The 12,031-nt window shown below is 73.9% G+C and carries 14 protein-coding genes; 9 read left to right on the plus strand and 5 right to left on the minus strand.

The window, feature by feature from the left end; translation table 11 throughout:
• The first annotated feature begins 9 nt into the window (after positions 1 to 9).
• Together C5N14_RS24770 and C5N14_RS24775 are read left to right on the plus strand one after the other, a co-directional pair.
• A complete protein-coding gene (locus C5N14_RS24770; protein WP_117671172.1) occupies positions 10 to 1,152 on the plus strand; it encodes a geranylgeranyl reductase family protein in 1,143 nt (380 codons plus the stop codon).
• Between the two features lie 31 nt (positions 1,153 to 1,183).
• Complete coding sequence (locus C5N14_RS24775) at positions 1,184 to 1,954, plus strand: isoprenyl transferase (RefSeq protein WP_117671174.1); 771 nt, start codon at positions 1,184 to 1,186, stop codon at positions 1,952 to 1,954.
• A 103-nt stretch (positions 1,955 to 2,057) separates the two neighbouring features.
• On the opposite strand, the gene otsB is transcribed toward C5N14_RS24775, so the two are convergent.
• The 3 genes from otsB to C5N14_RS24790 form a co-directional block, all read right to left on the minus strand.
• Positions 2,058 to 2,882 (minus strand): trehalose-phosphatase, encoded by an 825-nt coding sequence (gene otsB, locus C5N14_RS24780; RefSeq protein ID WP_117671176.1) that lies wholly within the window; start codon positions 2,880 to 2,882, stop codon positions 2,058 to 2,060.
• Between the two features lie 68 nt (positions 2,883 to 2,950).
• Positions 2,951 to 3,304, minus strand: coding sequence for a hypothetical protein (locus C5N14_RS24785; protein WP_117671178.1), 354 nt, complete (start codon positions 3,302 to 3,304; stop codon positions 2,951 to 2,953).
• Between the two features lie 163 nt (positions 3,305 to 3,467).
• Positions 3,468 to 3,908: an XRE family transcriptional regulator gene (locus C5N14_RS24790; protein ID WP_117671180.1), complete on the minus strand. Its 441-nt coding sequence runs from the start codon at positions 3,906 to 3,908 to the stop codon at positions 3,468 to 3,470.
• 265 nt (positions 3,909 to 4,173) lie between these two features.
• Between C5N14_RS24790 and C5N14_RS24795 the strand changes: the two genes are divergently transcribed.
• From C5N14_RS24795 to C5N14_RS24820, 6 genes are all read left to right on the plus strand, one after another.
• A complete protein-coding gene (locus C5N14_RS24795) occupies positions 4,174 to 4,518 on the plus strand; it encodes a hypothetical protein (protein WP_117671204.1) in 345 nt (114 codons plus the stop codon).
• Positions 4,519 to 4,585: 67 nt separating this feature from the next.
• Positions 4,586 to 4,972 carry a hypothetical protein gene (locus tag C5N14_RS24800; protein WP_117671182.1) on the plus strand — a complete coding sequence of 129 codons (387 nt, stop codon included), beginning with the start codon at positions 4,586 to 4,588 and terminating at the stop codon, positions 4,970 to 4,972.
• Positions 4,973 to 5,379: 407 nt separating this feature from the next.
• Complete coding sequence (locus C5N14_RS24805) at positions 5,380 to 6,789, plus strand: PhoH family protein (RefSeq protein WP_117671184.1); 1,410 nt, start codon at positions 5,380 to 5,382, stop codon at positions 6,787 to 6,789.
• 278 nt (positions 6,790 to 7,067) lie between these two features.
• A complete protein-coding gene (locus tag C5N14_RS24810; RefSeq protein WP_117671186.1) occupies positions 7,068 to 7,775 on the plus strand; it encodes a lytic transglycosylase domain-containing protein in 708 nt (235 codons plus the stop codon).
• A 124-nt stretch (positions 7,776 to 7,899) separates the two neighbouring features.
• On the plus strand, positions 7,900 to 8,556 hold the full coding sequence (locus C5N14_RS24815; protein ID WP_117671188.1) for a rhomboid family intramembrane serine protease: 657 nt from the start codon (positions 7,900 to 7,902) through the stop codon (positions 8,554 to 8,556).
• A 126-nt stretch (positions 8,557 to 8,682) separates the two neighbouring features.
• Positions 8,683 to 9,651: an NAD(P)/FAD-dependent oxidoreductase gene (locus C5N14_RS24820; RefSeq protein WP_117671190.1), complete on the plus strand. Its 969-nt coding sequence runs from the start codon at positions 8,683 to 8,685 to the stop codon at positions 9,649 to 9,651.
• Positions 9,652 to 9,807: 156 nt separating this feature from the next.
• Here the strand turns inward: C5N14_RS24820 and C5N14_RS24825 are convergent, their stop codons facing one another.
• Positions 9,808 to 10,500 (minus strand): TetR/AcrR family transcriptional regulator, encoded by a 693-nt coding sequence (locus C5N14_RS24825; protein WP_117671192.1) that lies wholly within the window; start codon positions 10,498 to 10,500, stop codon positions 9,808 to 9,810.
• A 145-nt stretch (positions 10,501 to 10,645) separates the two neighbouring features.
• Here C5N14_RS24825 and C5N14_RS24830 point away from each other — a divergent pair, with 145 nt between their 5' ends.
• Entirely contained in the window at positions 10,646 to 11,608 is a 963-nt protein-coding gene (locus tag C5N14_RS24830) for an NAD-dependent epimerase/dehydratase family protein (RefSeq protein WP_117671194.1), read from the plus strand.
• Positions 11,609 to 11,620: 12 nt separating this feature from the next.
• Here C5N14_RS24830 and C5N14_RS24835 read toward each other — a convergent pair.
• Positions 11,621 to 12,031 (minus strand): DMT family transporter (locus tag C5N14_RS24835; RefSeq protein WP_207892859.1); only part of this gene is annotated, 411 nt, incomplete at its 5' end.

A 12,031-nucleotide genomic window follows, 5' to 3' on the forward strand; every position in this document is an offset into this window, starting at 1 on the left:
GGAGGCGGCATGACCGACGAGTACGACGTGGCGGTGGTCGGGGCGGGCCCCGCCGGGGCAGCCGCCGCGCTGGCGGCCCGCCGGGCCGGGGCCCGGGTGCTGCTGCTGGACCGGGCCGACTTCCCCCGGGACAAGGCGTGCGGCGACGGCATCGCCGCGCACGCGCTGGACGTCCTCGCCGGGCTGGGCGTCACCGGCGCCGTCGACGGGTACGCCCCGCTGCCCCGGCTGCGGCTGGTCGGGCCCGGCGGCGGCGCGGTGGCCCGGCCGCTGCCCCGGCCGGCGTACACGGTGCCCCGGGAGGTCTTCGACGCCCGGCTGGTGGCGGCGGCGGTGGCGGCCGGCGCGGAGCTGCGCCGGCACGCCGTGCGCCGGGTCGAGGCGCGCGGCGGGCGGGTGGTGCTCGACGGCGACGTCGCCGCGCGGGCGGTGGTCGGCGCGGACGGCGCCGGATCGGTGGTCCGCCGGGTGCTCGGCCACCCGCCGAACCCGGACCGCCACCTGGCGCTGGCCATCCGGGGGTACGCCCCGGCCCGGCCGGGCCCGCCCGAGCAGCTCATCGTCACCTCGGCGCCGCGCTGGCCGGCGTACGCCTGGTCGTTCCCGATCGGGGACGGGCGGGCGAACGTCGGGTACGGGGAGGTGCTGCGGGGCGAGCCGCTGACCCGCGCCCACCTGCTGGACCGGCTGGCCGCGCTGCTGCCCGGCACCGACCCGGCCGAGGTGACCGCACTGCGCGCCCACCACCTGCCGCTGTCCACCCACCGCCCGTCGCCCGGCCGGGGCCGGCTGGTGCTCGCCGGGGACGCGCTGTCGCTGATCAATCCGTTCACCGGGGAGGGGATCTTCTACGCGCTGCTCTCCGGCGCGCTGGCCGGGGCGGCGGCGGCCGGCGACCCGGCGGGGGCCGCCCGGCGGTACGCCGAAGCCCTGCGCCGCCGCCTCGGCACCCACCTGCGGCACAGCTCCACGGCGGCCTGGCTGGCCCGGCGGCGGTGGGTGGTCGACGGGGCGGTGCGCGCGGCGCGGCGCGACGACCGGGTCTTCGGCACGGTCGTTGAGCTGGGCCTCGGCGACGGCCGGTTGGACGCGCGCACCCTCGCGATGATCGGCATCGGTCTCTCGGCCCGGGATCGGCCACCGCGGGACTGATCCGGGTGGCGGGTCGCTACTCTGCAAGGTGATGACTCTGCGGAACCTCCTCTACTCCGTGTACGAGCGGCGGCTGACGGCCAAGCTCGCGGGCAGGCCGGTGCCCCGGCACGTGGGCGTGATGTGCGACGGCAACCGCCGCTGGGCCCGGGAGATGGGCTTCGTCGACCCCAACGACGGGCACCGGATGGGCGCGGAGCGGATCAAGGAGCTGCTGCGCTGGTGCGACGCCGCCGGGGTGGGACACGTGACGCTCTGGCTGCTCTCCACCGACAATCTCTCCCGCCCGGCGGAGGAACTGGACCCGCTGCTCCAGATCATCGAGGACCTGAGCACCGAGCTGGCCGAGGAGGGCAATCCCTGGCGGCTGCGGATGGTGGGGGCGCTCGACGTCCTGCCGGCGCACCACGCGGCGGCGCTCAAGGCGGCCGAGGAACGGACCCGGCAGCGCACCGGCGGCGCCCAGGTCAACATCGCCGTCGGGTACGGTGGCCGGCGCGAGATCGCCGACGCCGTCCGCTCGCTGCTGCTGGAGCATGCCGCGGCCGGCGGGACCATCGAGGAACTGGCCGAGGCGCTGGACGTCGACCACATCTCCGAGCACCTCTACACCCGGGGCCTTCCGGACCCGGATCTGATCATCCGGACCAGCGGCGAGCAGCGGCTGTCGGGCTTCATGCTGTGGCAGTCGGCCCACTCGGAGTTCTACTTCTGCGAGCTGAACTGGCCCGACTTCCGCCGGGTCGACTTCCTCCGCGCGCTGCGCTCGTACGCCACCCGCCAGCGCCGTTTCGGCGCCTGAGGCCCCCGCCCTTCCCTTCCCGGCGATCTTGCACTCAGGGTCCTGTTTTGTCCCAGTTGTCCGCTCTGTCCGGGCGGGCAGTGCAAGATCGGTGGGGGTGGGGTTAGCGCAGCCGGAGGAGGGCCTCGGTGAGGAAGTCGCCGAGGGCGGCGGGGGACTCGATCGTCAGGTCGGCGGCCTCGGCGACCTCGTGGCCGGTCTCCGGGTTCGCCACCGCAACGCAGACCCCGAGGAACTCCGGGTCCGCCGCCGCGCGGGCGCGCAGCGCCGCGAACGCCTTGATGTCGGAGACGTCGTCGCCGAAGTACCAGGCGCCGCCGGCGTCCCGGACCACCTCGCCGATGACCATGCCCTTGTCCCGGTCGACCGGCGGCTTGATCTCCAACACCATCCGGCCGGCCTGCACGCGCAGCCCGAGCCGCTCGGCCTGCGCCTGGCCCCACTCCTGCACGGCCGCGCCGAGCTGTGGGGCGGTGCGCCAGTGCAGCGCCACGGAGAGCCGTTTGAACTCGACCAGCGCCTCGGCCGGCAGTTCGGCGCGGGCGAGGTCGGCCAGCTCCCGCATGGTCGGCACCCAGGGCAGCGCGGCCGGCTCGGTGACCGTCTCGCCGCCCGAGTGGCTGTGCTCCAGCCCGTAGAGGCCGTAGAGGTCGACGCCGTCCAGCCCGCCGAGGTGGTCGCGGAGGAACTCGACCGGCCGGGCGGAGACGATCGCGATCCGGCGGACCAGCGGCGCGAGGGCCTCGATCGCAGCCAGCACCTTCGGGGCCGGCTGCACCGCCGTCGGGTCGTCGTCGACGGGCGCGAGTGTGCCGTCGAAGTCGAAGAAGAGGACGATGTCGCCCACCCGGCCAGCGGTCGCCCGCCAGGCCCGGTCGGCGTCCAACGGGGTCTGCGGCTGCTGGTTGCCCAGATTCAACGGCGGCACGCGCGACAGCGTACCCCGGGGTGGCCGGCGTATTCGTGGCCGAGACGAGACTCCCGGACCGGTCCAGTTCAGCGTTCGGCGGCTCCCCGACCCCGGCGTCCGAACGGCACCACCTCGGCGTCCTGACCGTGGCTGAGCAGGTAGCCCTCCACGAAACCGGTGTTCCGGTCGCCGGTACGCGCCTCGATCTCGTTGAGCCGCGCCACCAGGAACTCGGTGAGCGCGCTGATCCGGTCGTTGAGCCGGTCGTGCAGCTCGGCGACGACGGCCAGGACGACCGCCGTACCGGCGGTGGTGAGCGCGAGGACGTTGGCGACCACGGGAAGCTGCCCGCCGCCGACCACGCCGATCACCAGGTTGCCGGTCACGGCGGATGTCAGGGACACCACCGCGACCACGACTGCCAACCACTTCAGGGTCATGGACAGACCCCTCCTTCTGTCCCGCAGGGCTGAGTTCGGCCTTGTCCCGTCCCCCCGCCGACGACGAGCCCAAGCAGTACGAATAGGGACGCTAGCGCTCCCGTTCCGCTCCCGGAGGAAAACGATTGGGTCCGACCTGCGGTTCTTTCGCCATCTGAGGAAACTAGCCCGCCCGATTACCTCTTTTTCGGACATCGGCGGGGAGAGTTGGGCGGTAAGCGAGGTAACGAATGGTTTCCCGGATGTGGAACTTCTCCGTGTCCGACACGGTGGGGTCGACCAGCCGGCGCAGCAGCGCCTCCACGTCCGGGTCCATCGGGGGCGGGCCGGGCGCGGAGCGGGGGGTGGCCGCCCGGTCCCAGCCCAGCACCCCGAAGGCGGCCGTCGGGTTGAGGCCGAGACCCTCGCAGAAGGCGACCACCCGCTCGGCCTCCGGGTCGCTGGCCCAGTCCCCCCGGACCCAGCGGTTGATGGTCTGGCGGGAGACGCCGGTGCGCCGGGAGACCTCGGTGCCACTCCAGGCGCGCATCGCCCGGGCGTCGTCGAGGGCCCGGCGGACGAAGGCGGCAAAGGCGATCTTCCGGGCGTGAGCGCTCTCGGTCACTCCGTGACGGTACGACCACTCGCGTCCGGCGGGGTCTCCGGGCACGCTTGTGTCACGTGAACGAGACACGCGTACGGGGCCGCAGTCGGCCGTGTCCGACATTGCTTACGAGGGGTCTCACCTGGGCAGAGTAGGTGCCCGTCAGTGCCGGCGCGATCGGACGAAAAGCTGATACTGTCACGTTCATGGGACAATTTACCGTGTGTCACGTGCCTGAGACGATTGGTGCTCGCATGCGTCCCTCACCCGGTACGAGGGGGGTGTGGTGACCGAACTCGCCACCCGCGCCCAGGCCTTCGGCCTGATCGCGGAGGGGGTGGCCGCCGGGCTGAGCGCGCCGTGGCGCCTGTACCTCGCCCGGGGCTGCCGTTTCCTGTCGCTCAACGTGGGGGACCGGGCGGAGTGGAACGCCTGGCGGACCCATCTCGGCTGCCCGGAGCTGAGCGTCCGGGTCTACGACGCCGGCGGCGAGATCCGCCGCTCCTCGGTCGCCGAGGTGGTCCTGGACGGCTGCCGGATCAGCGTCGAGCTGACCGAGGAGGTCAGCACCGACGACCTGGACCGGCTGCTGGTCACCGACCCCACCTCCGTCGAGCCGGAGGAACGGTGAACGCCGCCCCGCCCCGCCGCGCCGTCCGGGCCTCCGCCGGTGTCCCGCGTCGCCGGGGAGCCGCCGGATGAGTCCCTTCCTCGCGGTCTTCCTCGTCCTCGTGCTCGGCTCGACCAGCTACGCGGCCGGCCGGCTGCACGGTCAGCTCAGTTACCGGATCGGTTACCGCTTCGGCTACCGGCAGGGGTACTTCGACGGCGACCGGGGCGCCTGGAACCGGCGCCGCCGGGAGGCCCAGGCGGCCATCGCCTCCGCCCTGGCCGGCCCGCCGCCGGCCCGCGACCGGGACGGCCGGGCCGCCCGGCAGGGCACCACCTACACCGGCTCCTCCTTCGCCGCCCCGTCCCGCGGGGGCACCGTGGCGGTCGCGGCACCGGTCGCCGCGCCAGTCGCCGTGCCGGCCACCGCGAGCGGTCGGCACCCCACCGGCGCCCTGGTCCGGTGGCAGGGCTGACCCGGCCCGGCCGGCCGTCGGCTTCCGCCGGCCCGAGGGAGGGGTGACCGCCGGCTGCCGCCGGAGCGGCACGAGCACGGTGCGCCGTCCGCGGCGGACGCGCACCGTCGGGACCACGTCAGACCGGTGACCGTGGTCCCACCGGCCGGGATGCGCGCAGGGGGCATGCATCCCGGCCGGTTCCGCCGCGACTGTTCACCGACCCGTCGCCGGAGATCCAGTCGACAACCTCTAGCCGGGACGTCTCGGCGGGGCTAGCGTCTAGTCATGGCACGGGGTTCTCCCGGGCCAGCCGGCCAGCCCGGATCTGCGACCTCGCGCACGGGGCCCGCATCCGACCCCGTGTCCCCGGGCACCGGACGAGGCGGAACGCGGGTGGCCGGGTGCCCATCCGTCGGAGCAGGCCTGTGACGACTCGCCGTACCCCCGCCGGTGCCGACCAGAACCCGGCCGCGACTGCCACGACCCGCCGTGCCACCCGGAGCCGCCGCGCGGCTGCTCCGGTCGAGCCCGAGGAGCCCCGACCAGCCGGCCAGGCGTTCGTCCTGGACACCTCGGTCCTGCTCTCGGACCCGGCGGCGTTCCACCGGTTCGCCGAGCACGAGGTGGTGCTACCCCTCGTGGTCATCTCAGAGTTGGAGGGCAAGCGGCACCATCCGGAGCTGGGCTGGTTCGCCCGGCAGTCGTTGCGCATGCTCGACGAGCTGCGCGTGCGCCACGGTCGGCTGGACCGGCCGGTGCCGGCCAACGACGCCGGCGGCACCCTGCGGGTGGAGTTGAACCACACCGACGACGGCGTGTTGCCGCCCGGCTTCCGCAACGAGTCCAACGACGCCCGGATCCTCTCGGTGGCGCTCAACCTGGCCGCCGAGGGGCGGGACGTGACCCTGGTCAGCAAGGACATGCCGCTGCGGGTGAAGGCGGCCTCGGTCGGGCTGCGCGCCGACGAGTACCGGCACGGCCAGGCCAGCGACCCGACCTGGACGGGGATGTCCGAGCTGGAGTTGGGCGAGGACGAGATCGGCGCGCTCTACGCCGGCGAGACCCTCGACGTGGACGGCGCGGCCGGACTGCCCTGCCACACCGGGCTGGTGCTGCACTCCGGGCGCGGCTCCGCGCTGGGCCGGGTGCTGCCCGACAAGACGGTGCGGCTGGTCCGGGGCGACCGGGAGGCGTTCGGGGTGCACGGCCGCTCGGCCGAGCAGCGGGTCGCCCTCGACCTGCTGCTGGACGAGTCGATCGGGATCGTCTCGCTGGGCGGCCGGGCCGGCACCGGCAAGTCGGCGCTGGCGCTGTGCGCCGGCCTGGAGGCGGTGATGGAGCGGCGCCGGCACAAGAAGGTGGTCGTCTTCCGCCCGCTCTACGCCGTCGGCGGCCAGGAGTTGGGCTACCTGCCCGGCTCCGAGACCGAGAAGATGTCGCCCTGGGCACAGGCGGTCTTCGACACCCTCGGCGCGGTGGTGCACGAGAACGTGCTGGAGGAGGTCATGACCCGGGGCATCCTGGAGGTCCTCCCGCTCACCCACATCCGGGGCCGCAGCCTGCACGACGCCTTCGTCATCGTGGACGAGGCCCAGTCGCTGGAGCGGGGCGTGCTGCTCACCGTGCTGTCCCGGATCGGCCAGGGGTCGCGGGTGGTGCTCACCCACGACGTCGCCCAGCGGGACAACCTGCGGGTGGGCCGGCACGACGGGGTGACCGCCGTGATCGAGACGCTCAAGGGCCACCCGCTGTTCGCGCACGTCACGCTGACCCGCTCCGAGCGGTCGCCGATCGCCGCGATGGTGACGGATCTACTGGAGGGCGTTCCGCTCTGATCGCGATGTTTGTCCGTTAGGCTGATCGTTAGCCCTAATTGTCCGTGTGGCCCAAGTCACAATTGGGGCGGGTGGTTTCCCATTGGTCTCACTGTGCGCGATGGTGTCCAACGAGCGTCCACGTCCCGGAAAGATCGTCCGCCGTCATCCGACGGCGGGGCGGGCGGAACCGGGTGCGTCGGCTGCGACCGGCAGGGTCGGGGCGCTCACAGCGCGGGCCGACCCCTCCGCGGGTCGGGGTCGTGCCGTGTCCTTGCCCCCGACGAAGGGACCACTTCGTGACTCGGCTGTGGAGCCGGTTCGGCGCCCGTACCGCCGCCGTCGCACTGCTCTCCGTGGGCGTTGCCGGCGGCTTCTATCTCGGCGAAGACCGGGAAACCCAGCAACAGGGCCTGACCGCGCAGGTCGGCCTCCAGATCGACCAGGCCGAGTACGACTACCAGCGCGACCGGCAGGCCGAGCACCGGGTCAGCTCCGCCAAGCAGCGGGCCGCCGAGTACCAGGCCAAGCTGCGCGCCGCCGAGGCGGCGAAGGAGGCCGCCGAGCGGGCCCGCGAGGCCGAGGCCGCCGCGGCGTCCCGCAAGAAGGAGCGCGAGGCGGCGGCGAAGAAGGCCGCCGAGAAGGCGGCGGCGGCCAAGGCGAGCAAGCCGTACGACGGGCCGATCCCGGCCTCGTGCAGCGAGTACGGCGGCAACCGGAAGATCGGCTGCGCGCTGATGCTCGACGCCGGCTTCGGCATCGACCAGTTCCCGTGCCTGGACAAGCTCTGGACCAAGGAGAGCGGCTGGAACCACAAGGCCCGCAACCCCTCCTCCGGGGCGTACGGCATCCCGCAGTCGCTGCCGGGCAGCAAGATGGGCTCGGTGGCCAGCGACTGGGAGACCAACCCGGCCACCCAGATCAAGTGGGGCCTCGGCTATATCGAGGGCCGGTACAACAGCCCCTGCGGCGCGTGGAGCCACTCGCAGAGCAACGGCTGGTACTGACCGACGAGGCGGCGCGGCGGCGGGGGGTGCGGACGTCCGTACCCCCCGCCGCCGCCGTCGTCGTACCGGGATTCGGCGCGCCCACGGGTGGCGGCCGGCGGGGTTTGCTGATAGCTCTTGGGGGGTGACCCTGCACGGCGACTCCCCGGGCGGCGACCCGCGACGCTTCGGCACCGAGGCCTTCTACGCCTCCATCGGCCGGGCCTTCGTCGCCATGTGCGCCGTCGTGCCGGCCCTCTTCCTCGTCGAGGGCCTCGACGCCGGCCTCGGCATCGACCTCGACCTGGCCGGCGGCATCATCCCGCGCCGCATCGACGGGCTGGACGGGGTGCTCTTCTCGCCGTTCCTGCACGCCGACTTCAACCACCTCTACAGCAACAGCGTGCCGCTGATCCTGCTCGGCACGTTCGTGCTCGCCGCCGGCTTCCGGCGCTTCCTCTGGTCCACCCTGGTCATCGTGCTGGTCAGCGGGCTGGGCGTGTGGTTCACCGGCTCGCCGAACTCGGTGGTGGTCGGGGCCAGCGGGGTCATCTTCGGCTACCTGGGCGTCCTGCTCACCCGGGGCGTGGTCGAGCGGAGCTGGTGGAACTTCGGCGTGGTGCTGCTGGTCGGTCTGCTCTACGGCTGGCAGCTGCTGGGCATCCTCCCCACCGACGAGCGGATCTCCTGGCAGGGCCACCTCTTCGGACTGGTCGGCGGGGTGGTCGCCGCGATCCTGTTCCGGCGCCGCCGGGCCGAGGCCGATCCGTACGACCTGGACTCCCCGCTCGCCCTGCCCTGACGAGGGCCTCCCTCCCGGGCCGCCCGGGCCGGCGCACCGGAGTGGGACATGCTTGCCCCGGTGCTGCGCCGGGCCTACCGTCGGCATCAGCACGCGTGATCCGTGAGCGGAAAGCGACGGTACGTCATGCCCGAGGTCGATGTCGCAGTGATCGGTGCCGGTCCGACGGGGCTCTTCGCCGCGTACTACGCGGGGTTCCGGGGGCTCTCCGTGGCGGTGGTCGACGCGCTGCCCGAGGCCGGGGGTCAGATCACCGCGATGTACCCGGAGAAGCTGATCCTCGACGTGGCCGGCTTCCCGGCGGTCAAGGGCCGGGACCTGGTGGCCAACCTGGTCGCCCAGGCCGCCCCGTTCCACCCGCGGTACCTGCTCGGCACCCGGGTCGAAAAGCTGTCCCACGCCGACGGGCGGCCCCTGCTCGGCCTCGCCGGCGGCCAGCAGCTCTCCTGCGGCGCGGTGGTCGTCACCGGCGGCCTGGGCAGCTTCAGCCCGCGTCCGTTGCCGGTGGCCGACAGCTTCACCGGCGCCGGGATCGTCTACTTCGTGCCGGAGCCGGCCGCGCTGGCCGACCGGGACGTGCTGATCGTCGGCGGCGGTGACTCGGCGTTCGACTGGGCGCTGGCGTTGCAGCCGCTGGCCCGCTCGGTGACGCTGGTGCACCGGCGGGAGAAGTTCCGCGCCCACGCCGCCACCGTCACCCGGGTGCGGGAGCTGTGCGTCCGGGTCATCGTCAACGCCGAGGTCACCCGCCTGCACGGGGACAGCACGGTGACCGGCGCCGAGATCACCGTGCGGGGCGGCGGGGTGGAGACGCTACCGGTCGACACGGTGGTGGCCGCGCTCGGCTTCACGGCCGACCTCGGCCCGATCGCCGAGTGGGGGCTGCGGCTGGACCGCCGGCACATCGTGGTGGACAGCGCGATGGCGACCAACCTGGCCCGGGTGTTCGCGGCCGGCGACATCACCGAGTACCCGGGCAAGGTCCGGCTGATCGCCACGGGCTTCGGCGAGGCGGCCACCGCGGTCAACAACGCCGCCGTGGCGATCGACCCGTCGGCCCACCTCTTCCCCGGCCACTCCTCCGACGCCGCCTAACTCGGAAGTAGACCTACTTCCTCCCGATTAGGGCCGCTTCGCGAAGCGGAGTGGCAGCGACTAACCCCACCCGCGCGCCGATCTTGCAGCGGCGGCCCCGGCGAAAAGGCGCGCAAGGGGCGAACCGGGGGCCCGAAGTGCAAGATCGCGGGTGGGTCAGCGGGGTAGGCCGATGAGGTCGGCCATCAGCGCGGTCTGGTGGTCGAAGTACGCGTCGCGGTGCGGAAGCGTGCGGTTGATCCGGCCGAACAGCTCGAAGCTGATCAGCCCGAAGAGCTGGGTCCAGCCGGCCATGGCCCGGGCGAGCAGCGCCTCCGGCAGCCCCGGGGCGAGGGCGTCGGCGATCTCCGCGAGGTCCGCCCGGAGCGGTTCGGGTAGTTCCCCGGGGTCGGGGATGGCGAGCCGCCCGGCGGCCACGCCGTCGCGCAGGATGCCGACCAGGGTGGCCGGCGGGCGCTGGGCCGGCCCCACCGTGTCGTCCGGGGCGGCGTACCCGGGGACCGGGCTGCCGTAGATCAGCGCGTACTCGGCGGGGTGGGTCAGGGCCCAGTCGCGGGTCGCCCGGCACGCCGCGTGCCAGCGTCCCCGTAGGTCGAGCCGGTCCGCGCCCGCGTCGGCCGCCTCCACCGCTGCGCCCAGCGCGTCGTACGCCTCGATGATCAGGGCGGTGAGCAGGTCGTCCCGGCTCGGGAAGTAGCGGTAGATCGCCGAGGAGACCATTCCCATGTCCCGGGCCACCGCCCGGAGGCTGAGGTTCGCCCCGTCGCTGGCGAGGTGCCGGCGGGCGACGGCCTTGATCTCGTCGAGCATCTCGGCGCGGACCCGGGCGCGGATCGAGGAGGCGGGCATGGTCCCCACTCTGCCACAGTCGAGAGCGGTCATCAAAACAGAGAGCACTGATCTTGACGAACGGCCGGGCGGGGCGGCATGCTGGTCGAGCCACAACGAGAGCAGTGCTCTCCGGCCGTACTCATGCTTCGAAAGGTGACTTGTGATGTCGCTGCACGTGATCGTCGGCGCCGGACCCGTCGGTACCGCCACCGCCCGTCTTCTCGCGGCCACCGGCGAGCGGGTCCGGGTCGTCACCCGGCGTGGGACCGGCCTGGACCACCCGGCCGTCGAGCGGGTCGCCGCCGACGCCGCCGACCCGGATCGGCTCGCCGGCCTCGCCGAGGGCGCGGTCGCCCTCTACAACTGCGCCAACCCGGCGTACCACCGCTGGCCGATCGACTGGCCGCCGCTGGCCGCCGCGCTGCTCGCCGCCGCCGAGCGCACCGGCGCCGTGCTCGCCACGGTCGGCAACCTCTACGGGTACGGGCCGGTCGACGGCCCGATGACCGAGGCGACCCCGCTGGTGGCCCCCGGAACGAAGGGGCGGGTCCGCAACCGGATGTGGGCCGAGGCGCTGGCCGCCCACCAGGCGGGCCGGGCCCGGGTGACCGAGGTGCGCGGCTCCGACTACCTGGGCGTCGGAGCCACCTCGCTGCCGATGATGCTGCTGCCCGGGGTGCTCGCCGGCCGCCGGGTGCTGCTGCCCGTCGACTTCGACGCCCCGCACACCTGGACGTACGTCGACGACGTCGCCCGTACCCTGGTGGCGACCGCCGCCGACGAGCGCGCCTGGGGCCGGGCCTGGCACGTGCCCAGCCCGCCGGCGGTCTCCGCCCGCGAGCTGGCCACCCGGACCGCCGCCCTGGCGGGCGCCCCCGCCCCGAGGCTCACCCGGCTGCCGTACCCGGCGCTGTGGCTGGGCGGGCTGGTCAACCCGTTCGCCCGGGAGCTGCGGGAGACCGCCTACCAGTTCGACCGTCCGTACCTGCTCGACTCGACCGCGGCCACCGCCACGCTCGGCCTCGCGCCGACCCCGCTGGACCGCGCGCTCGCCGATACCGTCGCCGCCCTGCGCGGCGCCACCCCGCCCGTCGGCCGGACGCCGGTCGGTGACCGTCGGCACTGAGCCGGGCCCTTCCTACCGGTGGCGCGCCGGGGTGCGGCCGGCGAGCACCACCGCGACCAGGGTGAGCGCGGCACCCAGCAGCGTGGTCACGCCCGGGTGCGAGGCCGCGGTCGGCAGCACCAGGTCGAGCAGGACGGCACCGACGACCTGGCCGGCGATGGTGGCCAGGCCGAGCAGCAGCACCCCGGTGAACCGTACGATGGCCGCCGCGATCGCGATGAAGACGATGCCGATCGGCCCGCCGAGGTAGAGCCACGGCTCGCTCGGCAGGCCCCCGGCGGGGCGCCCCCGGACGGCCACCTCGACCGCGAACGTGGCGAGCAGCGCGACGGTGCCGACGGCGAAGTTGACCAGCGTGGCGGCCAGCGCGCTGCCGGAGGCCGCCCGGACCCGCCCGTTCACCGCCTGCTGCCAGGCGAGGCC

Origin of the sequence: Micromonospora sp. MW-13 (assembly GCF_003434305.1) — a bacterium.
In the GTDB taxonomy this organism is placed as follows: domain Bacteria; phylum Actinomycetota; class Actinomycetes; order Mycobacteriales; family Micromonosporaceae; genus Micromonospora.

What these genes read in the sequence shown, in the direction of transcription:
- C5N14_RS24770 (WP_117671172.1), top strand. Translation starts at nt 10, where the DNA reads ATGACCGACGAGTACGACGTGGCGGTGGTCGGGGCGGGCCCCGCCGGG.
- C5N14_RS24775 (WP_117671174.1), top strand. Translation starts at nt 1,184, where the DNA reads ATGACTCTGCGGAACCTCCTCTACTCCGTGTACGAGCGGCGGCTGACG.
- C5N14_RS24785 (WP_117671178.1), bottom strand. Translation starts at nt 3,304, where the DNA reads ATGACCCTGAAGTGGTTGGCAGTCGTGGTCGCGGTGGTGTCCCTGACA.
- C5N14_RS24800 (WP_117671182.1), top strand. Translation starts at nt 4,586, where the DNA reads ATGAGTCCCTTCCTCGCGGTCTTCCTCGTCCTCGTGCTCGGCTCGACC.
- C5N14_RS24820 (WP_117671190.1), top strand. Translation starts at nt 8,683, where the DNA reads ATGCCCGAGGTCGATGTCGCAGTGATCGGTGCCGGTCCGACGGGGCTC.
- C5N14_RS24825 (WP_117671192.1), bottom strand. Translation starts at nt 10,500, where the DNA reads ATGCCCGCCTCCTCGATCCGCGCCCGGGTCCGCGCCGAGATGCTCGAC.
- C5N14_RS24830 (WP_117671194.1), top strand. Translation starts at nt 10,646, where the DNA reads ATGTCGCTGCACGTGATCGTCGGCGCCGGACCCGTCGGTACCGCCACC.